This window comes from Streptomyces sp. NPDC018964, from assembly GCF_044390325.1.
GTDB lineage: Bacteria > Actinomycetota > Actinomycetes > Streptomycetales > Streptomycetaceae > Streptomyces.
Genome location: NZ_JBIRYZ010000003.1, coordinates 61,812 through 86,099 on the forward strand (window position 1 = coordinate 61,812; position 24,288 = coordinate 86,099).

Sequence of the window (24,288 nt, forward strand, 5' to 3'; positions counted from 1 at the left end):
GACCAGGCAGCCGCCGATCCACGCCGGCCGACCGTCGGGGCACAGCGGACGCCCCGACCACCGCGCCGCACCAGCAACCGCGGGGCACGGTGGGCCGACGGGACCCCAGGGTACGAAGACCAGGCAGCCGCCGATCCACGCCGGCCGACCGTCGGGGCACAGCGGACGCCCCGACCACCGCGCCGCACCAGCAACCGCGGGGCACGGTGGGCCGGCCGGGGCCGGTGGTCTCCCCGGCGGACAGGCCGTGCCCGGGACGACGCGCGGAGGACGGGGTCCGTCGTGGCAGGCGCTTACCTCCGCATCACGGCCGGTTCGTGACGCCGCAGCAGACGGGACACCAGCAGGCCGAGGACCAGCGACAGGGCGAGCAGCATGCCGACGGAGAGCAGCCACCCGTCCGCCGTGTGCGCGAAGAGCGGATCACGGCTCAGGTCGCCGGGCGAGAGCGAGGGGAGCCCGATGGTGCGGGCCATCGCGGCGAATCCCCAGCGGGCGGGTATCAGCCAGGCCAGTTGCTCCAGCACGAGCACGCCGTCGAGCGGCAGCAGGGCGCCGCAGAAGACGACCTGGACGATGGCGAGCAGCACCAGCAGCGGCATCGTCACCTCCTCCTTGCGGACCACCGCGGAGATCAGCAGGCCGAGCATCATCGCGGTGAAGGCGAGCAGCGCGACGGCGACCGTGATCTCGACGAGGGGCGGCATCAGCACGCCTTCACCGCCGGGCGCGTTCAGGTCCACGCCGAGGAGTGCGACGAGGGTCAGCACCACGGCCTGGAGCACGGTGACCGTGCCGAGTACGACCACCTTGGACATCAGGTACGCCGATCTGGACAGGCCCACGGCCCGCTCCCGCTGGTAGATCACCCGCTCCTTGACGAGTTCGCGCACCGCGTTGGCCGCGCCGGTGAGGACCGCGCCGACGCACAGGATGAGCAGGGCGTTCATGGCGGACCTGCGCGTCAGTTCACTGCCCGCGAGGGCCCGCGCCATGGCGCCCATCACGAACGGCAGCGCGATCATGACGACGAGGAAGGTGCGGTCCGCGGCGAGCGCGGCGGTGTAGCGGCGGACCAGGGTGCGGAGCTGGGCGCCCCAGCCGCGCGGCCGGGGCGGGGGTCCCACGGCGACCGGCTCCTCGCGGGGCCGCTCGGGCTGGGCGGCGGCCTCGACGACGTACCGCCGGTGGAAGGGCGAGTCGCGGTACTGCCCCGCCCAGTCCCGGTCCCGCTGCTGCTCGAACGCCTCGAAGGCCTCCGGCCAGTGCTCGAAGCCGAAGAAGGCGAGGGCGTCACCGGGAGGGCCGTAGTAGGCGGCCCTGCCGCCGGGGGCGAGGACGAGGAGGCGGTCGCAGACGTCCAGGCTGAGCACGCTGTGGGTGACGACGACGACGGTCCGGCCGTCGTCGGCGAGGCCGCGCAGCATGCGCATCACCGAGCGGTCCATGCCGGGGTCGAGGCCGGAGGTCGGCTCGTCGAGGAAGAGCAGCGACGGCTTGGTCAGCAGTTCCAGCGCGACGCTGACCCGTTTGCGCTGTCCGCCGGAGAGGCTGTGCACATGCTGGCGGGCCCGCTCCTGGAGGCCGAGTTCGCGGATCACCTCGTCGACCCGGGCCCGTCGTTCGGCCTGGGCGGTGTCCTGCGGGAAGCGCAGTTCGGCGGCGTAGGACAGGGCGGCGTGGACGGTCAGCTGGGTGTGCAGGATGTCGTCCTGCGGGACGAGGCCGATGCGCTGGCGCAGCTCGGCGTAGTCGTGGTAGAGGTCGCGGCCGTCGTAGAGGACGGTGCCGTGGTCGGCGGGGCGCTGACCGGTGAGCGCGTTCATCAGGGTGGACTTGCCGGCGCCGCTCGGGCCGACGACCGCGAGCAGGCACTTCTCCCCCACCGGGAAGGAGACGTGGTCGAGGAGGCGCTTGGCGCCCCGGTCGACGGTGACGGTGAGGTCCTGGACGTCGAGGGAGACCTCGCCGGTGTCGACGTACTCCTGGAGTTCGTCGCCGATCAGGCAGAAGTCGGAGTGGCCGACGCCGACGATGTCGCCGGGGCGGATGTCGGCCCGGTCGACCGGGACGCCGTTGAGGTAGGTGCCGGTGTGGCTGCCGAGGTCGAGGATCTCGTACGAGCCGTCGGCGTGGACGTGCAGTTCGGCGTGGTGCCGGGAGACGAGCAGGTCGTCGACGACCAGGTCGTTGCCGGGGTCCCGGCCGATGCGGACGGTGCGGGTGGGCAGCGGCCGTACGGAGGCCGGCTGCCGGAAGGTGTGGGTGAGGGCGGGATGGGAGACCGCCTGCGGCCGGTCGCGTGCGGGGGCGGCGAGGACGGCGCGGGGGCCGTCGTCGGGACTGCCGAAGTGGATGACGTTGCCGGGGCCGACCTCCCGGGCGCGGATGCGCTGGCCGTTGGCGTACGTGCCATGGGTGCTGTGCTCGTCCTCGACGGTCCAGCGGCCGTCCTGGGAACGGAGCACCGCATGGTGCCAGGAGACCCGGGCGTCATCGAAGACGATGTCGCTCGACGGGTCGCGTCCCACGTGGTAGTCGCGGACCGGACTCATCACGGTGGAGCCCGTCTCGGTCTCCAGGACGAGCTCCGGGGCGACCGGCCGCTCCGCCATGACTGGATTCTACCCATTGGCCCGTTCGGGTGCCCGGCGTCACCGGCCGGGGTACGGCCGTGCGCCTCAGGCCACGGGAACGCCGAGCATCCGGGCGGCGCGCTGCATGCGCAGGGCGTCCACGGACTCGGCCAGCAGTTCGTACTCGGTGGTGTCGTCACCGGTGGCGACGCGCACCATCCGTCCGGCGGCGAGCGTCTCGGCCACCTCCTCCTGCCGGGCGACGTCGCCGCACCAGGTGCGCAGTACGGCGGGGACGTCGGGCACGCCGTCGGCGACGGGGACGAGCGCCCCCTGCGGTAAGTGCTCGGCGTCGGGCCGCGGGTCGAGGCGCTCGGCGATCCAGAGGGCGCGGTCGCGCAGCCACCACAGGGCCAGGGCGAGGGTGGGCGCCCGGTAGGTGCCGAGCGGTACGCCGATGCGCCGGCCGTCGCAGATCCCGTACGCGGTGACATGGCACAGGAATTCGTCGTGCACGTTCCCTCCCCCGCTGCGTCGCTCGCCCGCCGGGCCGGGCCGGCTGCCCGCCTCGTGGCTCGCATGCTGTGCGTGAGGGCGCCGTCGCGCGGTGTGAAGCGCTCTCGATGTCGAGTATGTTCACCGCTGAAACACTGTCACCATGTGTTTCCGGCCAGTCTCCTGGCATATTCACGGCCATTGTTGGCCGAAACGGTGCGGGTGTGGCCGGCGGGATGCGTGTGACCTCGGGGATGACCGACCGGGATCCGCCGTCCGGCCGGCGGGCACGCCCTCCCCGGTAAATCCATCGCGACCGCGGCCGCCCACCGCCGTGAGGCCGTCGCCCACGAGGCGATCACCACGGCGGCCGCGGCGACGCACGGGCGGTCCCCCGGCTTCGCCTTCCGGCCCGCGGGGGACGTCGACGGCCACGGGCCGGGCGGCCGCACGGCGCCCGGCCCGTACCCGGTGCCCCTACTGCTTCACGACCGCGTCGATGCGGGCCAGCTCCTCCTCGCTGAAGTCGAGGTTCCGCGTGGCCGCGACGCTGTCCTCGAGCTGCTGCGGGCTGCTCGCGCCGACCAGGGCGGAGGTGAGGCGGCCACCGCGCAGCACCCAGGACAGCGCCATCTGCGCCAGGCTCTGGCCGCGCGAGGCGGCGATCTCGTCGAGCGCGCGCAACCGGCCCACCAGCTCCCCGGTGACGGCGTCGGTGTTCAGGAAGGGGCTGTCGCTCGCGGCCCGGGAGTCCTCGGGGATGCCGTCGAGGTAGCGGGCGGTCAGCAGGCCCTGCTCCAGCGGGGAGTAGGCGATGGAGCCGACCTGGAGCTCGTCCAGGGCGTCCATCAGCCCCTCGTCCTCCGGGCGGCGGTCGAGCATCGAGTAGCGCGGCTGGTTGATCAGCAGCGGGGTGCCCAGCTCACCGAGGATGCGGGCGGCCTCGCGGGTCTGCTCGGCCGAGTAGTTGGACACGCCGACGTACAGCGCCTTGCCCTGCTGGACCGCCGAGTGCAGCGCGCCCATCGTCTCCTCGAGCGGAGTCTCGGGGTCGAAGCGGTGCGAGTAGAAGATGTCGACATGGTCCAGGCCCATCCGGCTCAGGCTCTGGTCCAGCGAGGAGAGCAGGTACTTGCGCGAGCCCCATTCGCCGTACGGGCCGGGCCACATCAGGTAGCCGGCCTTGGTGGAGATCACCAGTTCGTCGCGGTACGGCGCGAAGTCCGACTTCAGCGCCTCGCCGAGGGCGGACTCGGCGGCGCCCGGCGGGGGCCCGTAGTTGTTGGCGAGGTCGAAGTGGGTGACGCCCAGGTCGAAGGCGCGGCGCAGGATGGCGCGCTGGGTCTCGGCCGCACGGTCGGGACCGAAGTTGTGCCACAGGCCGAGCGAGAGCGCGGGGAGCTTCAGGCCGCTGCGTCCGGTGCGCCTGTAGGGCATGTCCGCGTAGCGGTCGGGGTGTGCGGTGTACAACGCGACTCCAGAGGGGTTGGCACGCATGACTGACGGTTCCGTCGAACCGCCCGTCCACTCTGCCGTGACCTGCGGGCAGTGGTCCAACAGGAGAATCCGATGGAATTCAGCGGATACGCTTCTCAATCATGGAACTGCGTCACCTCCAGCACTTCGTCGCCGTGGCCGAGGACCAGCACTTCACCCGCGCGGCGGAACGGCTGATGGTCTCCCAGTCGGGCCTGTCCGCGTCCATCCGCGCCCTGGAACGCGAGCTGCAGACCCCGCTGTTCGTCCGCACCACCCGCAGGGTGACGCTCACCGAGGCCGGCCGGGCACTGCTGGCGGAGGCCGAGCGGATCCTCGCCCAGGTGCGGGCCGCGCACGAGGCGGTGGCCGCGGTCCAGGGCGTGCTGCGCGGCACCCTCGCGATCGGCGCCGAGCAGTGCATCGCCGGGGTGAACGTGGCGGAGCTGCTCGCCACGTTCCGGCGGCTCCACCCGGACGTGGAGATCCGGCTGCGGCAGTGGGGGTCGGCCGCGCTGGCGGAGGAGGTCGCGGCGGGGCGGCTGGACCTGGCCTTCGCCTACCGGACGGAGGCGGACCCGGAGCAGCTGCGGTCGGTGCCGCTGACCAGTGAGCCGATGACCGTGCTGTGCCACCCGGACCACCGGCTCGCACGGACGGGGACACCGCTGACCCCGCACGACCTGGCCGACGAGGTCTTCGTCGACTTCCACCCGGACTGGGGTCCGCGCCGCGCCACCGACGCGGCCTTCGCCGCCGCGGGCGTACGGCGCACGGTGGCGCTGGAGGTGAACGACGTGCACAGCCTGCTCGACCTGGTCGACGAGAACCTGGGCGTCGCCGTCGTGCCGCGGCACTTCCGGCACAAGCGGGAGGCCCTCACCGCGCTCCCGCTGAAGGACACCGGGGAGGCGGTGTACGAGACGGTCGCCCTGGTGCCGTCCCCGCGGGCGACGAGTCCGGCGGCGCGGGCGCTGATGACCCTGCTGGACGACGGGGGCGCGTGAGGCGCGCGGATGCGCGAGGGTGGGGGCATGCATGCCAAAGACATCCTCATCGACGGCTTCGGCCGCATCCGGGAAGAGGTCCACGCCGCCGTCGAGGGCCTCGGCCCCGACGCGCTCAACGCCCGGCCCGGCCCCGGCGCGAACTCCGTCGCCTGGCTGGTCTGGCACCTCACCCGGGTCCAGGACGACCACGTCGCCGACGCCTTCGGGCTCGACCAGGTGTGGCTCTCCCAGGGCTGGGAGGAACGCCTGGGCCTCGGCCTGCCCCGCCACGACACGGGGTACGGCCACACCTCGGCGCAGGTCGCCGAGGTGCGGGTCGACTCCGGTGACCTGCTGACCGGCTACCACGACGCGGTGCACGAGCAGACCCTGGGGGCGCTGCGCGCGCTGACCGCGGGGGACCTGGAGCGCGTCGTCGACGAGCGCTGGGATCCTCCGGTGACCCTGGGCGTACGGCTGGTCAGCGTCCTGTCCGACGATCTCCAGCACGTCGGACAGGCCGCTTACGTGCGGGGGCTGGTTCAGAGCACCGCGTCATAGCCGGGCAGGACGACGTCCCGGATGAGCGCGTTGCGCTCGTCGAACGGGAGGAACGCGCTCTTCACGGCGTTCACCGTGACCGTGCGCAGGTCCTCGGCCGTCCAGTCGGCCTGCTCGACCAGCAGGGACATCTCCCGCGTCATGGTGGTGCCCGAGACGAGACGGTTGTCGGTGTTGAGGGTGACGCGGAAGCCGAGGTCCTTCAGCGCGGTGATCGGGTGCTCGGCGACCGAGGTCGCGGCGCCGGTCTGGAGGTTGGAGGTGGGGCACATCTCCAGCGCGATCCGGCGGTCGCGGACCCAGCCGGCGAGGCGGCCGAGCTTGCCCTCCACGATGTCCTCGGTGATGCGCACCCCGTGCCCGATGCGCTGGGCGCCGCACACCTGGACGGCCTGGTGGATGCTGGGCAGGCCGTGGGCCTCGCCGGCGTGGATGGTGAAGGGCATGTTCTCGCGGCGCAGGTGCGCGAAGGCGTCGAGGTGGTCGGCGGGCGGGAAGCCGTCCTCGGCGCCGGCGATGTCGAAGCCGACGACACCGGTGTCCCGGAAGGCGACGGCCAGGTCGGCGGCCTCGCGGACCCGGTCGAACATCCGCATGCCGCAGAGCAGGGTGCCGACCCGGACGGGCGTCCCGGCGGCGGCGGCCTTGGCCATGCCGGCGGCGAGGCCCTCCTGGACGGTCTCCACGACCTCGCGCATCGTCAGCCCGCCCCGGGTGTTCAGCTCGGGGGCGTAGCGCACCTCGCCGTAGACGACACCGTCGGCGGCCAGGTCGAGCACGTACTCCTCGGCGGTGCGCAGCAGGCCCTCACGGGTCTGCATGACGGCGAGGGTGTGCTCGAAGGTGGCGATGTAGCGGACCAGGTCGCCGGAGTTCGCGGCCTCGACGTACCAGGCGGCGAGCTCGTCGGGGTCGGTGGTGGGCAGGGTGTGGCCGACGGCCTCCGCCAGTTCCACGACGGTCGCGGGGCGCAGGCCGCCGTCGAGGTGGTCGTGCAGCACCGCCTTGGGGAGGCGGCGGAGGGTCTCGGGGTCTATGCGCGTAGATGACATGTGCGGTCGTTCCTCAGCGGATCGTTCGGCAAAAAAGCGGTTCAGGGGACGGCGGGCTGGAGCAGGTCCCAGCGGTTGCCGTACAGGTCCTGGAAGACGGCGACCGAGCCGTACGGCTCGTGGCGCGGCTCCTCCAGGAAGGTCACGCCGGCGGCGGTCATGCGGGCGTGGTCGCGGGCGAAGTCGTCGGTGTACAGGAAGAAGCCGACGCGCCCGCCGGTCTGGTCGCCGACCTTGGCCCGCTGCTCCTCCCCCTTGGCGCGGGCGAGCAGCAGCCCCGCGCCGGTGTGTCCGGCGTCCGGTTCGACGACGACCCAGCGGCCGCCGTCCGGCCGGGGCGCGTCCTCGGCGAGCCGGAAACCGAGCGCCCCGGTGTAGAAGCGGATCGCCTCGTCGTAGTCGTCGACGACGAGGGTGACCAGGGGGATGCGTCTCATCGTGACCTCTCGAAGGGGGATTGACCGGAGAGGTTATACGTAAAACTGCTGAACGCGCCAGTCCCGCTCCGGGACCGGTGGCCGGGAACGGGAGCGGGAGCGGGAGCGGCTGTGCGTAGGTGTTGAGGGCGCTACGGGTACGCGTAGGTGTTGAGGGTGGTGACGGCGGCCGCCGGGTCGCCGAGGTCGTAGCGGTCCACGGCGAGGTAGTTGGGCTTCTTGCGGGCGGCCGGCCGGCAGAACCTGCGGGCGCGGTCGGCGAGCTTGGAGTTGTCCGTGCCGGCGGTGGAGGCGATCGTGGTGTCCCGGAAGTGGTTCATGACGAACAGGGGGCGGAAGCCGGGTTCGGTGCGGGTCAGCGGGAGGGTGGTGCCCGCGTCGTACCACCGGCTGTAGCAGGACCAGTCGGAGGCGCCGACGCCCGGGCCCATGGACCAGTGGTTCTCGACGGTCCACTCGCGCTGGTACATCACGCCGAAGGTGTCGCGGGTCAGTCCGGCGGCCTGGTCGGCGGCGCGGCTGTGGTCGGTGAGGATCAGCAGCCGGTGTCCGGCGGCGGCCAGCTCCCCCATGGTCGGCCAGCCGTTCTCGCGGACACCGGTGCGGTCGGGCCGGTAGAGCACGTCCGACAGCCCCTGGACGCGGGCGAGTTCGGCGCGCAGGACGCCCGGGTCGACGTAGTCCTCCAGGAAGACGGTGGCGAACTGATCGGGGTGGGCGCGCAGGAAGTCGACGATCCGCTGGAGGTCCACCCACAGGGCGACGGGTCTGCTGACCAGGGTGCAGCTGTTGTGGCAGAGGATCGCGCCGTCCGGGGTCTGGTGGATGTCCAGCATGAATCCGCGCACGCCGTCGGCGAGTTGGCGCTCGATGCCCCGGTTCTGGTTGGGGAAGAGGTCGATGAAGGGCGGGGCGAAGCCGCCGTCGACGCCGTTGGCGTAGGCGTTGTGGGCGGTGAGGAAGGTGACCTCGTCCAGGGTGCGCCGGTCCCACGGCGGCAGGGGACGGGTCACCGGATCGACCGGGGTCAGGTACCAGGTGGCGAGGTCGCCCGTGCCGGCGCCGACGGCGAGCGGGGCGGGATGGACCGCGCCGGAGGGTTTCGGCGCGACGGTGAGGCGGTGGTCGGTGCCGGGGACGGTGAGCGTGAAGCGGTCCGCGCCCACGGGGGCGATCTCCCAGCGTGCCTCCGGGCTCGCGCAGGCGACGGTCCGGGCCCGGTCGCCGGCGCGGCCGAGGCAGGTGCCGGGGCTGTCGGTGTTCTCCAGGGTGCCGTCGGCGCGCAGGTTCCACCGCTGGTGGTCCTCGTCCCCGCGCGGTCTGTGCTGTTCGACCGCGCCGGAGGCGTCGGCGGCGTTCAGTCCGGTCGTCGCGCTCTGGACGTAGTAGGTGCCGGGCGGCACGGTCGCCGCGGCGACGGCGGGTACGGGCGCCACGGCCGTCGCGGCCAGCGCGGCGGCCGTGACGGTCGTGGCGAGCAGGGCGTGGGGGGTGCGCATGGTGACTGCCCTTCGTCCGGGGGACGGCCCGCGCACGTGCGGTGCGCGGGCCGTGACCCGAGGCTCTTAGGTCAGGTGCATGACAGCACGCCGAGCGGTCGGGCGTCAGCAGTACAGGTTGCCGCCGGGTGACGTTCCGAGGATCTGGGTGAACTGCTGGTACTTGGTCACCCGGCTCTGCACCTGCGCGGGGTTGCGGCCGTCGCACTCCAGGGAGCCGTTGATGCTGCGGATCGTCTGGCCGAAACCGGCCTGGTTGACCATGGCGTTGTGCGGGGTCATGGTGCCCGGCCCGGACTGGGTGTTCCAGTACCACAGGGCGGTCTTCCAGGCGACGGCCGCGTCGTTCTGCACCAGCCAGGGGTTGCCCAGCAGGTCGATGCCGAGCGCGTCGCCCGCCGCCTTGTAGTTGAAGTTCCAGCTCAGCTGGATCGGTCCGCGCCCGTAGTACGCCGCCTGACCGGCCGGGCAGCCGTACGGCTGTCCCCAGTCGCAGTAGTGCGGGTAGTTGGCGGTGTTCTGTTCCACCACGTGCACCAGACCGCCGGTCTCATGGCTGACGTTGGCCAGGAAGGCGGCGGCCTCCTGCTTCTTCACCGTGTCGCTGCCGGTGTTGGCGAAACCGGGGTAGGCGCTCAGCGCGGCCTTGAGCCCGCTGTAGGTGTAGAAGGAGTTCCTGTTCGGGAACATCTGGTTGAACTGCGCCTCGGACACGACGAAGCTGCCGACGGGCGTTCCGGGGCCGTTGTCACAGGCGTACGGCTCCCAGTACCAGGTGCTGATGATCGGGTCGTACCCCGGATTGGCGTGCTCGGCGATGTACGCCCGGCCGTCGGTGTACCGCACGATGTCACCGGCGTTGTACGACCTCCCGGCCACCCAGTTCGGATAGCTGGAGCACGAGGCGGCGGAGGCGGTGGCGGCGGGGAGCAGCACCGGCGCGCCGCCCGCGAGGACGAGGGCGGCGGTCACGGCGGCGATGCGTCTTCTCGACAAGGGAACAACTCCTTCGCGGAACGCGGCCGCTCCCGGACGAGGGCATGCCTGAGCAGGGCCTCGCCCGCACATACCGGCGGAGCCGGCCACGGCGGTGGGGGCGGCCGTGGTGGGGGGTGTGAGAGCACACTCAACCGCTTTGGTCTGTACCAGTCAAGGGTTTAGACCAATCATCGGGCCGCGGACGCGTCCGCGGGCTCGCGGCGGTCCGCGCCGGAAGGGGATCCGCGGCTGCGGGGACCCGGTGGACGCCCTCCCGGGCACGGCGCGCGCCCCCGCCCGCCCCGAAGGGAAGTGGACCCGCGTAAAGGCGCGGTACCGGGGAAGCGACCGCCCGCCACCGCGCGCCACGCGAGGAGGACCCCGTGGGGGCGCCGGGCCGCGACCGCTCCGCCCGGCCACCGGGGCGCCGGGCCGCTCCGGCGCCCGGCTCGCACCCGGACTCCCCGCCACCGGGTGCCGGACACGCCGCCCGGCCCGTCCGCCGGAGCGGCCGCACGACCGTCCGCGGGCGGGCCGCGCGGAGGTGGTCCGCACCGTGGTCAGCGACCGGACCCGACCCTCCACGAGCTCTACACATAAAGGAAAAATAAGAGCAGAATGAACCTGCGCGGCTCTTACCGCACACCGCACCAGACGCGGTCAGGCCTGCTAGTCGAAGGAGACGACCCATGGCCAACGTCTCACACCCTCGCGGTGACATCGCGAGCCACCCCGATGCCCCGGAGATGCGGGCACGGTACGACCGCATGCTCGGGGGTCGTGATGTGGCCCTCGTGGACGGACCGGTGTTCCTGCTCGGTCTCTACTGCGCGGTCTCCCCGTGGATACTCCACTACACGACGAGCCAGCCCGCGCTCGTGGCCCACAACCTGATCGTGGGCATCGCGATCGGTCTGCTCGCCCTGGGGTTCACCGCGGCCCCGGCCCGCATGTACGGCCTCAGCGGAGCCATGTGCGCCCTGGGCCTGTGGATGATCGTCTCGCCGTGGATCGTCGGCAGCGACCCCGACGCCGGCGTCATCTGGAACAACATCGTCATCGGCGCCCTCACCCTGATCCTGGGCACGGCCTGCGCCGCCACGGCCGCCAGGACCGCCCGCCGGTCGTAGGAGGGCCACGAAAGAAGCCGAGCGCCGGTCCGCTCCGATCGCGGACCGGCCCTTTCGCGTGCGGACGGGACCGCCTCGGCGGCCTTCGGGGCGGCCGCGGACGGCATCCGTCGGTCCGCGTCAGTGGTGCGACAGCCACTGCTCGTACCAGGCCACCGTGGCGTCCACGGTCTCCTCGATCGGCGTCGGCGTCACGCCGAAGGCCCGCTCGAAGGCCGAGGAGTCCATGATCTGGGGCTCGGTGTACTGGTAGAACATCTCGGCGAGCTCGGCCATGAAGACCTCGTCGAACGGGCCGAAGGGGCGCGGCTCCTCCAGGACGACCACCTTCAGGGGCCGGCCGGTCCGCTTCTCGATCATGGCGTGGATCTCGCGGGTGCTGACGGCGGGCGCGGTGGGCAGGTGCCACACCCGCCCGTCGCCCTCGGGCCGCTCGCCGAGGGTGGCCAGGCCGGCCGCCACGTCCCTGATGTCGGTGTAGCTGTGCGGCAGGTCCAGGTCACCCGCCCCCATCACCTCGCCGCCGGTGAGCGCTCCCGGGAAAACGGCTCCGCCGAGGGACGAGTTGAGCACCTCGGGACCGACGAAGTCGGCCGAGCGGCCGAGGACCACCCGGGCACGCCCCTCCCGGTGCGCGGCGAGATACCGCTCGTCGAGCGTCGCGCGCATCCGGCCCTTGCGGCTGGTCGCCCGCCAGGGGGTGTCCTCGGTCATCACCGCTCCCCCGGTCGGGCCGTACGGGTAGATCGTGTCGAGGACGACGAGCCGGGCTCCGGACTCCTCGACGGCGGCGAGCACCGCCTCCTGGATCCCCGGCATCACCTCGACCTGCAGGTGATAGGCGACGTTGGCGCAGTGGTACACCACGGCGGCACCGGCGACGGCCGCGCGTGCGCCGTCGGCGGTGCCGACGTCGGCGGCGAGCCTCCGGACCCCCTCGATCTCGGGGCCGTCCCCCTTCCGGGAGACGAGCCGGACCTCGTGACCGCGCCGGACGAGCTCCCGGGCGAGGGTGGTCCCCGCGGGACCGGATCCCAGGACGGCGTGCAGGGGGCGGGAGGCGGGGGCGGCAGCGGGCATGGCGGTCTCCTCGGCGGGCGGCACGAAGGATCGATTATCGACCCTCACAACTGTTAGAGACTATAACTCCTGCGATGGGTGCTTGCAATGACAGGTCGTGTCGCTCCGCCCTACCGCACGGGCGCGTACACGTACGGCGTGGTCGTGGTCACAGGGGTGAAGCCGAGGCGTTCGAGGACGGGCCGGCTCCGGCTGGAGGCGTCGACCTGGAGGAAGCGGTAACCGCGGTCGGCCGCGACCCGGGCTCGGTGGGCCACCAGCGCGCGGTAGACACCCCGCCCGCGCCAGTGCCGTACGGTGCCGCCGCCCCACAGCCCGGCGAACGAGGCGCCGGGCACCAGTTCCATACGCGCCGCGCTCACCGGTTCGTCACCGGCCAGGGCCACGACGGCGACGATGTTGTCGGCGTCGGCGGCGAGCCGGTCGTACAGGTACCGGCGGAGCCTGGACGCGTCGGCGTCGAACGCCCTCTCGTGTACATCGGCCACCAGGTCGGCCCCCGCCCGGTCGGTGACCGGCACGATGCGGACGCCCTCGGGCGGCTCCGTGTCCAGGGTGAGACCGGCGACCTCGCCGACCATGAGCGTCTCGGCCGGCTCGGGGACGAACCCGGCCGCCGCGAGCCGCCGCCCGAGGTCCGCCGGCAGGTCGTGTCCGTACAGCTTCCACTCGAACTCGCGGCCGAGCCCGGTGAAGTACGCGATCTGCTCCGCGATCACCGCGTCCGCGTCCGCGTCCTCCAGGGCGGACCAGACGACACCGTTCCAGCCGTGCGCGGGCCCCTCCTGGCGCACCACGGCGCCGGCTCGCTCCACCTCCGCGCCGGGGCCGTCGGACCGTGCCCCCTCGCGCATCTCACGGTCGAACAGGGCGAGTACATCAGCTTGTTCCATGCGCCGGACCCCATCACGGGGCGGTGTCCGGGACAACGGGATTACCGTTGTCCCGGTCGAACGCGACGAGGAAGCCGGACCATGGTCGTGCGGGACGAGGAACTGCCGTACCTGCGGCGCTGCGTGGAACTGGCGGCCGAGGCGCTGGAGTCCGGTGACGAGCCGTTCGGTTCGGTGCTCGTGTCCGGGGACGGCACCGTGCTCGCCGAGGACCACAACCGCGTGGCTTCCGGGGACCGCACCCGGCACCCCGAGTTCGAGCCGGCCCGCTGGTCGGCCGCCCGCATGACCCCCGCCGAGCGGGCCGCGGCCACGGTGTACACCTCCGGCGAGCACTGCCCGATGTGCGCCGCCGCCCATGCCTGGGTGGGCCTTGGACGCATCGTGTACGCCGTCTCCTCCAAGCAGCCGGCGTCCTGGCTCGCCGAGCTGGGGGTGCCCGCCCCGCCGGTGCGGACGCTGCCCGTCGCCGAGATCGCCCCGGGCGTGACCGTGGCCGGACCCGTCCCCCGGCCGGCGGAGGAGGTCAAGGAGCTGCACCGGCGGTTCCACCGCGGACGCGGCTGACCCACGGGACCGGTCGTCTCCCCGGACGGTCCGGCCGTACGTCCGCGGCCGGTTCACCTCATCGGGTGTCCCGCCGCTCGCGTCCTCGGGCACGGGCCGTCGCGCTCGTGGCGGCCGGAAACCCGGCCGGACACCCGGCCGGACCGCCCGGTGTGCCGCCGCGGGGCCGACGGGCGGGAGCCCCGGGGCCCGCTTATGGTGGGCGAGGGCGCCGGTCGGGGCGCCCCTGGAGGCATCGATGCTGGCCAAGCTGTCCAAGCGACCCTCGGCCCGGCGCCACGCGGTGCGCCCCTCGGTCCGGCGCTGCGCGGCCGCCGGGGTGGTCGGGCTGGCCCTGCTGGGCACGGGACTGACGGCCACCGGCCGGACGGATTCCGGCCTCGACCGGTTCCACGACCAGAAGATCACGTGGTCGGCCTGCGAGGGTACGGACCTGCCGAAGGACCTGCAGTGCGGGACGGTCACCGTGCCGCTCGACTACGCGGAGCCCGACGGGGACACCCTCGAACTGGCCCTCGCCCGCTACCGCGCCTCCGGCGACCCGCGGGGCTCGGTGCTGCTGAACTTCGGCGGCCCGGGCGGTTCGGGGGTGCTGGGACTCGCCCAGGGCCGCGAGGACTTCCTGGGCCTGACCGAGGAGTACGACGTGGTCTCCTTCGACCCGCGGGGCGTCGGCCGTTCCGCGCCGGTCAGCTGCGGCACCGACGCCACCGGTCAGGCGCTGGAGGCCACCGACGGCGAGGAGACGGCGGATCCGCGCGACACGCTGCGCAAGCTGCGCGAGGTGGCCGCCGAATGCGCCGAGCACTCGGGCCCGGTCCTCGATCACATCGGCACCGTGGACGTCGCACGCGACCTGGACGTGATGCGTCAGGCGCTCGGCGACGAGAAGCTCAATTACCTGGGATTCTCGTACGGGACCCGGCTCGGCGCGGTGTACGCCGCCCGGTTCCCCGGGAAGGTGGGCCGCATGGCGCTGGACGGCGTGGACACGCTGACCGAGCCGCTGGCCGAGCAGGGGCTGGCCGGTGCCAGGGGGCAGCAGACCGCGCTGGACAACTTCCTCACGTGGTGCACCGAGGAGCTCTCCTGCCCGTTCGGGCAGGACGCGCGCACGGCCCGCACGCAGGTCGTGCACCTGGTCGACTCGCTCGACGAGAACCCGGTGCCGACCGACTTCGGTGACGAGTTCACCGGCCAGGACCTGGCCGTCGCCATCGGGCAGGGCCTCTACACCAAGCAGATGTGGCCGCTGCTGCAGCGGGCGCTCGCCCAGCTGATGGAGGACGGGGACACGCGCGGGGTGGAGGCCCTCGCGGCCGGAGGGATGGCGCCGCCCGTGCCGGGGCGGGCCGACCACCCCCTCGTCGACGAGGAGGACGTGCCCCCGGACAACCTGCCGGCGGCGCTGATGGCGGTGAACTGCGCGGACGACCCCCACCGCCCGGACGCCGAACGGCTGGCCCGGGACCTGGCCCGGCTGCGCGGCGCCTACGAGGAGGCCTCGCCGGTCTTCGGGCCGTACCGGCTCGCCCAGGTGGTGCTGTGCTACGGCCGCCCCAAGGGGACCGACTACATCCGCGAGCGGGTCAAGGACCTCGACACGCCGAAGATCCTGCTGGTCGGCACTCGGGGCGACCCCGCCACGCCGTACCGCTGGACGGTGGAGACGGCCGAGCGGCTCGGCCCCTCCGCCGTGGTGCTGGACAACCGGGCCGAGGGGCACACCGGCTACGGGGCGTCCGAGTGCGTCCACCGCAAGATCGACGACTTCCTGCTCTACGGCTCCCTGCCGCGCAGCGGCAGTTCCTGCGGATCCGAGGACGACGGCCGCCTCTGAGCGGCGGCCCGGCCCCAAAGACGTGCGGGCCGCTTTGCTCCGAATGCCCCGTCGGCGAATTCGCCCTATGGTGCTGTCGTGACTCCGCTCCCCCCGTCCGAGGGGGGCTTCCAACCCGAGGGTCGCGGTCCGGCCCGAACCGATCCCTTGTCGGGACGAAAGGAAATCACCACAGCCCAGGGAAGCAATTCCCCACCGGCTGAAGCCGGTGGGCCCGGCGCTAGGAGACTGATGGAGCACGATCTGAGTCCCGCGACCCTTGCCGAGCTTCGTCGCCCGCGCCCCTACCCCGCGGTGTCCGTGCTGACGCCGACGCACCGGCGCGACCCCCTCAACACCCAGGACGCAGTCCGGCTGCGCAACGCGGTGGCCGAGGCCAAGAGGAAGCTGGAGGCCGATCCCGCGGTCACCCGGGAACGGCGCACCGATGTGGCCCGGCAGCTCGACCGGGCCCTGGCCGAGGTCGACCTGTCGCACTCCGAGGACGGCCTGGCCATCTTCGCCGCGCCGGGCGAGCACCAGGTGTGGTCGCTCGCCCGCAGCGTGCCCGAGCGCATCGTCCTCTCGGACACCTTCCTGACCCGCAACCTCGTCTCCGCCCACACGGCGCAGCGGCCGTTCTGGGTGCTGTCCGTCTCCGCCGACCGGTGCACCCTGTGGAGCGGCGGCGTGGACCGGGTGGTCGAGGAGCACGCCGGCGGCTTCCCGCTGATCCGGGAGCAGCGGAACTTCGACCCCGAGCGGCAGGAGTGGATCGGCGACCAGCCGAGCGGCTTCCGGAGCGAGGACACCCGCCGGTTCCTGCGCGAGGCGGACACCGCGCTGGGGAAGCTGCTGCGCGACCACCCGCGGCCGCTGTACGTCACCGGTGAGCCCGCCGCCCTGTCCCTGCTGTGCGAGGCCGGCAGCGTGGCCAGGGACGCCGTGCACGTCCCGCACGGCGGACTCGCGCACGGCACGCACGAGGCGGTCTGGCAGGCCGTGCGGCCGACGCTGGAGGCGGAGGCCCGCAGGAGCACCGAGGACGTGGCGCGGTCGCTGGAGTCGGCCCGGGGCCGCAAGGAGTTCGCGGCCGGCGTCGACGAGCTGTGGCAGAACGCCCGCGAGGGCCGGGTCCGGCTGCTGGCCGTGGAGGAGAACTACCGGATCACGGTGCGCGACACCGGCGAGCATCTGATCGTCGCCGAGGACGGCGACCTGGACGCCCACGCGGACATCGTGGACGAGATCGTGGAGCAGTGCCTGGAGACCGGCGCCGAGGTCCGCTTCGTCCCGGACGGCGCGCTCGGGAACGCGGACGGGATGGCGGCGGTGCTGCGCTACTGAGGACGGGGCGACCCACCGGTCACCTTCACGCGAACACTTGTCCGTCGAATGCGTGAACGAGTGGTGACGGCAGGCCGACGGGTCGTCACATCACTTGCGTACCATGGGAGTTGAGACGCCCGTAGCGCCTCTGACGTATTCCCGCGGGTAACCCGGTGAAGACGGTGACATATGCCATGGGCACCGCCTTATCGTGTGTTGCCAAATCCCTTACGGGCCGTCGCGGGCTGTGCGAGAGTCGTGACGGTCCCTCCCTCCGCCTGAAGGCCGTACCGTCCCCGCATCGGAGTGCGTCATGCCGTCCCACCTCTCCGCGGACCGCCCAGCCGCCCAGCCGCCAGGACGCGGCCCGGTCGACGCGCTCATCTCGCAGACCCGGCGGCTCAAGGGCGAGGTCGACGCCGCGCGCCGGGACGGTCCGGCCGACGCGGCGGACCCGTGGGAGCGCTGGCGGCGCGCACTGTACGACCTGGCGCTGCACCAGCTCGACGACCTGGACGGGCACCTGGCGCAGCTGCGGGACGACCCGCTCCCCGCGCCGGCACCGCACGGCGCCCTGCTCAGCCGGGTCGGCAGCGCGGAGTGGGACCTGCTCACGGACGAGGTCCACTGGTCCGGGGAGCTGTACCGGATCCTGGGCCGCGACCCGGCCGCCGCGCCGCTCACCCTCGACGAACTGCCCTCGCTGGTGGTCGAGGAGGACCGGCCCGGGCTGACCGCGATGGTCACGGACTGTCTCGTCGACGCCCGGCCCATCGACGGGGAGTTCCGCGTCGTACGCCCGGACGGCGGTGTACGGACCGTGCACATGATGGGCGAACCGGTCCTCGGTGCCGACGGCAGCACCGCCTCGATGTGGGCGGTGTTGCGCGACGTCAGCGAACTGCGCCGCTGCCGGACGGCGGTGAGCGAGACCCGTGACTCGCTGCACCGCCAACGGCACGCCGCCGCGCGGACCGAGCACCGGCTCGCGGTCGAACTGCAGGAGGCCGTGCTGCCGACGTGGCACGGCCCTCTGCGGTTCCCGCAGGTCGGCACGGGAACCCTCGACCTCGCCGCGGCCCACCTGACGCCGTCGGCGCACGCGCGGATCGGCGGCGACTGGTACGACGCCCTGGAACTGCCCGACGGTACGACGCTGCTCAGCGTCGGCGAGCTGACCGGGCACGGCGTCGGCACGGCCTCGGGCATGGCGATGCTGCTCGGCGCCGTACGCGGCATGGCGATGACCGGCACCGCGCCGGGACCACTGCTGGCCTGCCTCAACCGGTTACTGGACACCACCGCGCAGCCGGCCCTGGGCAGCGCCGCCTGCCTGCGCTACCGGCCCGGGACCCGCTCACTGCTGTGGGCGCAGGCCGGACACCCCGCCCCGCTGCTGTTCCGCGGCGGGACGGGGCGGGCACTGGACGCGCCGGAGGGGGTACTGCTCGGAGCCGTCTCGGGCGCCTCCTACGGACAGGCCGAGGAGACCCTCGACGCCGGTGACGTGCTCCTGCTGCACACCGACGGGCTGGTGCCCGGACACGCCGGAGCCGCGGCCGCACACCGTCTGCTGGAACTGGCCCCGCGCTTCGCCGCCGCCCGCACCGCGCAGGACTGCGTCCGGGCGGTCACGGAGGAGTTCGGTGAGCGGGAGCGCGACGACGCCGCCTGTGTGCTCGTCGCCCGGGTCGCCCCGTAGCGAGCGAGCCCCGCGGGCCGCCCTCACGCCTGGGCGCTGTCTCCCTTGCCCCTGGGCCTGGGCAGCACCAGTTCGATCTCCTCCCTGAGTTCCTGGATCCTCGGGTAGGAGGCGTACTCGGCGGTGAGCCGGTACATCTGGCGCAGCCGGTCCCAGGTGCGGCGCGAGGAGTTCTGGCCCATCGACACCAGGGCGAGGCGCGCGAACCGGTCCGCCTGCTCGGGGTCGTCGGCGATGAAGCACGCGGAGGCCATGGACAGGAAGTCGAAGATCTTCGACCGCTGCTGTGCCTCGCCCCGCAGGGCCAGCGCCTTGTCCGCGTAGTGCTGGGCGTGCGCGGCCGCGTCCGGCTCGAACTCCGCGAGCGTCCGGTAGGCCAGGGCCTGCATGCCGTACAAGTCCGCCTCGTTGAACAGCTGCATCCAGTTCGGCGGGGGCACGTCCCCCTTGTCGGAGACGAACAGGTCCTCCGCCTGTCCCAGGGTGCGGCGCATCGCCTGGCCCTTGCCCATGGACGCCTGCGCCCAGGCCTCGATGGTGTGGAACATGGCGCGGGTGCGCGGCAGGACCTCCTCGCCCGAGCCGGACTGGGCGAGTTCCATCAGGTCCATCGCCTCGTCGGGCCGGCCCAGGTGCACCATCTGCCGGGCCGCCCGGGAGAGCGCCTCGCCGGCGCGCGGCCGGTCGCCGCCCTCCCGGGCCGCGTGGGCGGCGATCACGAAGTACTTCTGGGCCGTGGGTTCCATGCCGACGTCGTGCGACATCCAGCCCGCGAGGACGGCGAGGTTGGCGGCGACGCCCCACAGGCGCCGCTGGAGATGGGGGGGATGGTGGTAGGCGAGGATGCCGCCCACCTCGTTGAGCTGGCCGACCACCGCCTTGCGCTGGAGACCGCCGCCCCGGGCGGCGTCCCAGGCGCGGAACACCTCCACGGAGCGCTCCAGTTCCTCGATCTCCTGCGAGCCGATCGGGGCGGCCTCGTAACGGTCGAACCCGGCGGGGTCGGCGCGCAGGGGGTCGTCGAGTCGGGGTGCGTCGGCGGTCAGGGCCGGATCGGTGTGCAGCCAGTCGTGCATGGCGCTGCTGAGTGCTGAGCCCGCGGTGAGCGCGGCACCCGCGCTCACCAAGCCGCGTCGGTTGAGCATGAGGTCCATTCCCGTGAATTCGGTGAGGACCTCGGCTGTCCGCTCGGGCGCCCACGGCACTCCGTCGGGATGTTCCGCACTCCCGGGGCGTGGCCGTTTCCCCGTACGCCCGTGCCGGACCAGACCGAGATCCTCGATGGTCACGACACGGCCGAGACGCTCGGTGAACAGGGCCGCCAGCACCCGCGGTACGGGGTCGCGCGGGATCTCTCCCATGTCGATCCACCGCCGTACCCGGGAGGTGTCGGTCGCCAGCTGGGGGTGGCCCATGGCCGCCGCCTGCCGGTTGACCAGCCTCGCGAGTTCGCCCTTGGACCAGCCGGCCAGGCCGAACAGGTCCGAGAGCCGGGTGTTGGGTTGTCCGCTCACGTCAAGCCCCCAGGTTCTCGGCTGAGTTGACAGTAGCCCGGTGCGTGTTGCCGGGCGACTATTCGCCAGGGTTCGCCAGGGTGCGCCAGATGGTGTGCCAGGGGGCATCGGGTGTCGAGTAGGAACGCGCCACCACGACCCCGTCGCCCCAGGGACATTCCCCAGGGTGCGCCCGGGCGGCCGGGCCGGGTGGCGCGCTGACGTCGCAGGCACACGAAGGGATCTGTATCACCCATGTACGCAGCATCGTCCTCCGTGTCCGCCCCGCCTCGGCCGCTGCGCCCCCGTCCGTCGGACAGCGGCCCCTACCTCGCCCCCGCGCGCCCGGCGAACCCCGTGCTCGGCGCGGGCAGCGTACGGCGCACCGCGGGACCGGGCACCCAGCCGCTCAGCGGGAGGCTCGACCTGTCCGGCCCCCAGGGCGCCCAACTGCGCACGGCGATCGCGTCGGTGCACCGCATCTGCCCGGAGTTCGCTCCGGTCCAGGTGCTGCGCCGCACCGGCCGGTCCGTCCTGCTGATCGGCGCCACCGGCCGGAGCACCGCGGTCGCCAAGTGCTTACTGGACCACTCCCCCGCGTGGAGCGAACGGATCCGCCACGAAATAGCGGCATACCGCTCGTTCGTCCGGCACCGCCCGCCCGTGCGGGCTCCCCGGCTGATCGCGGCGGACCCGGACAACGGCACGCTGGTGATCGAGCGGCTGCCCGGCCGGGTGGCGGCGCTCCAGCGGCACCCGGTGGAGGCACCTCCGCGGGCGGACATCAGGGCGGCACTCGGCGCGATCTGCCGGCTGAACTCCTGGCGGCCGCCGGCCGGGACGTTCGACGCGCCACTGGACTACGCGGCCCGCATCTCCCGGTACCACGAACTGGGGCTGCTCACCGACCGGGACCTCGGCGACCTGCAGAAGCTGCTGCACGGCATCGCGCTGGCGACCGGCCGGCAGGGCATGGGCCAGTTCTGCCACGGTGACGCCCTGCTCTCCAACATCCTGATCTCACCGGCCGGCCCGGTGCTGGTGGACTGGGAGCACGCGGGCTGGTACCTGCCGGGATACGACCTGGCGACGCTGTGGTCGGTGCTGGGGGACGCACCGGCGGCGCGGCGTCAGATCAGCCAGATCGCCCAGTCGGCGGGGCCCGCCTCGCGGGACGCCTTCCTGGTGAACCTGATGCTGGTGCTGACCCGGGAGATCCGTACCTACGAGACGGCCGTGCAGCGTTCGTTGCAGGACGCGTCCCCCTCGGTCCCGTCCGGCGAGGAACACCGCCTGCTCCTCCGCCGCCTCCACGACGACTGCCAGATGGCCCGCCGAGCGGTACGCGCGGCGGTGGGCACGCGCTGACACCCCGTTCGCCCCGGCTGCGCCCGCCCTCTCCCGCTCGAACGAAGCCGAGCGGGAGAGGGCGGGCGCAGCCGCGTCCCGCGACGCCGGGCTGCGCGACATCCCCCGCCCCACCACCGGCGTACACCACTGACGCCCCGCAGGCCCGGCACCCGCCACCACGAAACCGACGCGCACCCCCATTGACAAGGTCATACGCGCCTCCCTGGGCATGATTGACGGATCATCGGCCGACCGGTACCACTGACGCACCGCTCGACTCCCGTCACACGCCCCACCGCCCCAGGAGGCCGCATTGAGACGACCCGTCCCCGCCCGGATCGCCGTCCGCACCCTCGCCGCGACCGCCCTCGCCCTTCCCCTCCTGGGCGCCGCCCCCTCCGCCGCCCCACCGGGCACCGCCCGCCTCCAGCACGCGTTCGCCACCGCCGCCGCCGAGTACGGCGTGCCGCAGAGCGTGCTGCTGGGCGTCTCCTACCTCCAGTCCCGCTGGGACGCCCACGGCGGCGCCCCGAGCGTGACCGGCGGCTACGGACCGATGCACCTCACGGACGCCCGCACCGCGCTCGCCGCCTCCGACCACCACTCCTTCGGCACGGAGGACCCGCGCGGCGACGAGGCCCGCCCGCCGAAACGTCCCGGCACGCGAGCGGCGCGGACCGGGGAGCTGCCGGACCGGCTCACCACGCTGCCGGAAGCCGCCCGCCTGACCGGCCTCGGTCCCGAACGCCTGCGCGAGGACCCGGCCGCGAACGTGGCGGGCGGCGCCGCCCTGCTGGCCGAGGCCCAGCGCCGGCTGGGCGGGCCCAGGAGCGACGACCCGGCGGACTGGTACGCGGCGGTCGCCCTCTTCTCCGGCGCCGAGGACACCGCGTCGGCGGCGGCGTACGCGAACGACGTGTACGAGGTGATCCGCGCCGGGGAGGAACGCGTCACCGACGCCGGACAGCGGGTCGCCCTGGCCGCCCGCCCGGATCTCGCGCCCGACACCGCGGCGCTGGAGCGCGCCGGACTGCGCACCGCCTCCGCCGTCGGCACGGAGTGCCCGAGGACGGTGTCCTGCGAGTGGATCCCGGCACCGTACGAGGAGTTCGGCGACGGCGACTACGGCAACCACGACCTGGGGAACCGGCCCGCCTCGCAGCGCATCCGGTACATCGTCGTCCACGACACGGAGGGCGCCTGGGAGGGCGTCCTCGACATGGTGCAGGACCCCACCTATGTGTCCTGGCAGTACAGTCTGCGCTCCACGGACGGCCACATCGCCCAGCATGTGAAGGCGAAGGACGTGGCCTGGCACGCGGGCAACTGGTACGTCAACGCGGGGTCGATCGGTCTGGAGCACGAGGGTTTCCTGGCGGATCCCGACGCCTGGTACACCGAGGCGATGTACCGGTCCTCGGCCCGGCTGGTGAAGTACCTCGCCGAGAAGTACGGCATCCCGCTCGACCGGCAGCACATCCTCGGCCACGACACGGTGCCGGGGACGACCGCCGCCACCATCCCCGGCATGCACACCGACCCCGGACCGTACTGGGACTGGCGGCACTACTTCGAACTGCTGGGCAAGCCCCTGAAGGCCACGGCCGGCAAGCACGCGGGCATCGTCACGATCCGGCCCGGCTACTCCGCCAACCGGCCGGTCTTCACGGGCTGCGCGACCGCGGGCGAGCCGTGCGCCGGCCACGGGTCGAGCGCGGTGCGACTGTACTCCGACCACACCGAGGACGCCCCGCTGATCAGGGACATCGGCCTCGGCTCCGCCCCGACCACCGGGGTGAACGACCTGTCCTCGCGGGCCTCCACGGGCCAGAGTTACGCGGTCGCCGGCCGCTGGGGCGACTGGACCGCCATCTGGTACCTCGGCCAGAAGGCCTGGTTCAGGAACCCGGAGGAGCAGCCGGCCGCCGTGCCCGCGAAGGGCAAGGTCGTCACCCCGAGGGAGGGCCTCGACTCGGTGCCGGTCTACGGCAGGGCGTACCCGGAGAAGGAGGCCTATCCCGAGGGTGTGCCGGCCCAGGCGGTGTCGCCGCTGCCGTACACGGTGCTCAAGGGCCAGAAGTACGTCACCGGGGGCAAGGTGCCCGGTGAGTACTACTACGCGGTGACCTTCGACGAGGCGTCCCACCGGGTGGTGCGGGGCGAGGACCTGTACTACGAGATCCAGTTCGGCCACCGGGTCGGCTTCGTCCGGGCGGCGGACGTGACGGTGACGTCGTCGTAGCGGCGCGGAGGACGCAGCGGGAGGGCCGGGCTCCCACGGAACCCGGCCCCCTGTGTCAGCCCTGCTGGAACAGCTCCGCGGGGAGCGGCTTGAGGAGGGCGTACAGGTCGTCGGTGATGGGGCGGTCCCAGGCGGCGATGGTCACCAGGACGTTGTCGCTGCGGTCGAACTGCACGCAGGAGATCCGGTCTTCGGAGAGCTTGACCCGGCGCACGATCAGCAGGTTGTCGCCCTGCATCACCGGCACGTCCTCGGTGCCGACGACGGTGATCTCCTCGTCGTTCTCCAGCGCCAGCAGCAGCTGCGCCACCTCGAAGGGGACCTCGCCCTCCGGGATGTCCCGGGCCGGGGAGCCCTCGGGCAGATTGCCGATGACCATCGCGGGGCCGCGGCCGCCGAACAGGTCGTAGCGCAGGAAGACGCCCTGGCAGCTTCCGTCGGGGGCGGGCAGCAGCCCGGCGCCCAGGTTGCCGGGCCAGTCGCCCGGGTCCATGGCCAGAACGTCGAAGTCGGGCCCGGCGGGCGTGGCACTGCGGCGGCGGAGGAACGACATGCCGCCATGGTACGTGCCCGGACCCGCGTATGGACGGTCGGGCGACACCCGCTCCCGGCCACCCGGA

The 24,288-nt window shown here is 73.0% G+C and carries 20 protein-coding genes; 9 read left to right on the plus strand and 11 right to left on the minus strand.

The annotated features are described in order from the left end of the window. Window positions 1-293 precede the first annotated feature (293 nt). The 3 genes from ACH5AO_RS05690 to mgrA all read right to left on the minus strand — a co-directional run bounded on the left by ACH5AO_RS05690 (window position 294) and on the right by mgrA (window position 4,541). On the minus strand, window positions 294-2,615 hold the full coding sequence (locus ACH5AO_RS05690) for an FHA domain-containing protein (RefSeq protein ID WP_398922128.1): 2,322 nt from the start codon (window positions 2,613-2,615) through the stop codon (window positions 294-296). A 66-nt stretch (window positions 2,616-2,681) separates the two neighbouring features. Then, entirely contained in the window at window positions 2,682-3,092 is a 411-nt protein-coding gene (locus ACH5AO_RS05695; RefSeq protein WP_398922130.1) for a hypothetical protein, read from the minus strand. A gap of 456 nt (window positions 3,093-3,548) precedes the next feature. Next, on the minus strand, window positions 3,549-4,541 hold the full coding sequence (mgrA, locus tag ACH5AO_RS05700; RefSeq protein WP_398922850.1) for an L-glyceraldehyde 3-phosphate reductase: 993 nt from the start codon (window positions 4,539-4,541) through the stop codon (window positions 3,549-3,551). Window positions 4,542-4,669: 128 nt separating this feature from the next. Between mgrA and ACH5AO_RS05705 the strand changes: the two genes are divergently transcribed. Next, the gene (locus ACH5AO_RS05705) at window positions 4,670-5,554 is read left to right on the plus strand and encodes a LysR family transcriptional regulator (protein WP_398922132.1); all 885 of its coding nucleotides are present in this window, start codon (window positions 4,670-4,672) and stop codon (window positions 5,552-5,554) included. Between the two features lie 27 nt (window positions 5,555-5,581). Continuing rightward, window positions 5,582-6,097 carry a DUF664 domain-containing protein gene (locus ACH5AO_RS05710; protein ID WP_398922134.1) on the plus strand — a complete coding sequence of 172 codons (516 nt, stop codon included), beginning with the start codon at window positions 5,582-5,584 and terminating at the stop codon, window positions 6,095-6,097. Here ACH5AO_RS05710 and ACH5AO_RS05715 read toward each other — a convergent pair. From ACH5AO_RS05715 to ACH5AO_RS05730, 4 genes are all read right to left on the minus strand, one after another. Beyond that, a complete protein-coding gene (locus tag ACH5AO_RS05715; protein WP_398922136.1) occupies window positions 6,079-7,149 on the minus strand; it encodes an adenosine deaminase in 1,071 nt (356 codons plus the stop codon). The two genes, ACH5AO_RS05710 and ACH5AO_RS05715, sit on opposite strands and share 19 nt — an antisense overlap. A gap of 41 nt (window positions 7,150-7,190) precedes the next feature. Continuing rightward, a complete protein-coding gene (locus tag ACH5AO_RS05720) occupies window positions 7,191-7,586 on the minus strand; it encodes a VOC family protein (RefSeq protein ID WP_398922138.1) in 396 nt (131 codons plus the stop codon). 131 nt (window positions 7,587-7,717) lie between these two features. Continuing rightward, on the minus strand, window positions 7,718-9,085 hold the full coding sequence (locus tag ACH5AO_RS05725) for a phospholipase (RefSeq protein WP_398922140.1): 1,368 nt from the start codon (window positions 9,083-9,085) through the stop codon (window positions 7,718-7,720). Between the two features lie 105 nt (window positions 9,086-9,190). Beyond that, window positions 9,191-10,081 (minus strand): glycoside hydrolase family 19 protein, encoded by an 891-nt coding sequence (locus ACH5AO_RS05730; RefSeq protein ID WP_398922142.1) that lies wholly within the window; start codon window positions 10,079-10,081, stop codon window positions 9,191-9,193. Window positions 10,082-10,752: 671 nt separating this feature from the next. On the opposite strand from ACH5AO_RS05730, the gene ACH5AO_RS05735 reads away from it, so the two are divergent. Continuing rightward, window positions 10,753-11,193: an SPW repeat protein gene (locus tag ACH5AO_RS05735; RefSeq protein WP_398922145.1), complete on the plus strand. Its 441-nt coding sequence runs from the start codon at window positions 10,753-10,755 to the stop codon at window positions 11,191-11,193. Window positions 11,194-11,313: 120 nt separating this feature from the next. Here ACH5AO_RS05735 and ACH5AO_RS05740 read toward each other — a convergent pair whose 3' ends face one another. Both ACH5AO_RS05740 and ACH5AO_RS05745 read right to left on the minus strand, forming a co-directional pair. Further along, window positions 11,314-12,273 (minus strand): NAD-dependent epimerase/dehydratase family protein, encoded by a 960-nt coding sequence (locus ACH5AO_RS05740; RefSeq protein WP_398922146.1) that lies wholly within the window; start codon window positions 12,271-12,273, stop codon window positions 11,314-11,316. A gap of 110 nt (window positions 12,274-12,383) precedes the next feature. After that, entirely contained in the window at window positions 12,384-13,166 is a 783-nt protein-coding gene (locus ACH5AO_RS05745) for a GNAT family N-acetyltransferase (RefSeq protein ID WP_398922148.1), read from the minus strand. An 81-nt stretch (window positions 13,167-13,247) separates the two neighbouring features. Between ACH5AO_RS05745 and ACH5AO_RS05750 the strand changes: the two genes are divergently transcribed. The 4 genes from ACH5AO_RS05750 to ACH5AO_RS05765 all read left to right on the plus strand — a co-directional run bounded on the left by ACH5AO_RS05750 (window position 13,248) and on the right by ACH5AO_RS05765 (window position 18,583). Then, entirely contained in the window at window positions 13,248-13,733 is a 486-nt protein-coding gene (locus tag ACH5AO_RS05750) for a nucleoside deaminase (RefSeq protein ID WP_398922150.1), read from the plus strand. Between the two features lie 238 nt (window positions 13,734-13,971). Continuing rightward, the gene (locus ACH5AO_RS05755) at window positions 13,972-15,573 is read left to right on the plus strand and encodes an alpha/beta hydrolase (protein WP_398922152.1); all 1,602 of its coding nucleotides are present in this window, start codon (window positions 13,972-13,974) and stop codon (window positions 15,571-15,573) included. 231 nt (window positions 15,574-15,804) lie between these two features. After that, window positions 15,805-16,899, plus strand: a complete 1,095-nt coding sequence (locus tag ACH5AO_RS05760) for a chemotaxis protein (protein WP_398922154.1) — start codon at window positions 15,805-15,807, stop codon at window positions 16,897-16,899. Window positions 16,900-17,194: 295 nt separating this feature from the next. Then, complete coding sequence (locus tag ACH5AO_RS05765; RefSeq protein WP_398922156.1) at window positions 17,195-18,583, plus strand: PP2C family protein-serine/threonine phosphatase; 1,389 nt, start codon at window positions 17,195-17,197, stop codon at window positions 18,581-18,583. A 23-nt stretch (window positions 18,584-18,606) separates the two neighbouring features. Here the strand turns inward: ACH5AO_RS05765 and ACH5AO_RS05770 are convergent, their stop codons facing one another. Further along, on the minus strand, window positions 18,607-20,097 hold the full coding sequence (locus tag ACH5AO_RS05770) for a hypothetical protein (protein WP_398922158.1): 1,491 nt from the start codon (window positions 20,095-20,097) through the stop codon (window positions 18,607-18,609). A 234-nt stretch (window positions 20,098-20,331) separates the two neighbouring features. On the opposite strand from ACH5AO_RS05770, the gene ACH5AO_RS05775 reads away from it, so the two are divergent. Both ACH5AO_RS05775 and ACH5AO_RS05780 read left to right on the plus strand, forming a co-directional pair. Next, entirely contained in the window at window positions 20,332-21,444 is a 1,113-nt protein-coding gene (locus ACH5AO_RS05775; RefSeq protein WP_398922159.1) for an aminoglycoside phosphotransferase family protein, read from the plus strand. Between the two features lie 295 nt (window positions 21,445-21,739). After that, window positions 21,740-23,668 (plus strand): N-acetylmuramoyl-L-alanine amidase, encoded by a 1,929-nt coding sequence (locus tag ACH5AO_RS05780; RefSeq protein WP_398922161.1) that lies wholly within the window; start codon window positions 21,740-21,742, stop codon window positions 23,666-23,668. 55 nt (window positions 23,669-23,723) lie between these two features. Here the strand turns inward: ACH5AO_RS05780 and ACH5AO_RS05785 are convergent, their stop codons facing one another. After that, a complete protein-coding gene (locus ACH5AO_RS05785; protein ID WP_398922163.1) occupies window positions 23,724-24,221 on the minus strand; it encodes a hypothetical protein in 498 nt (165 codons plus the stop codon). Window positions 24,222-24,288: the final 67 nt, after the last annotated feature.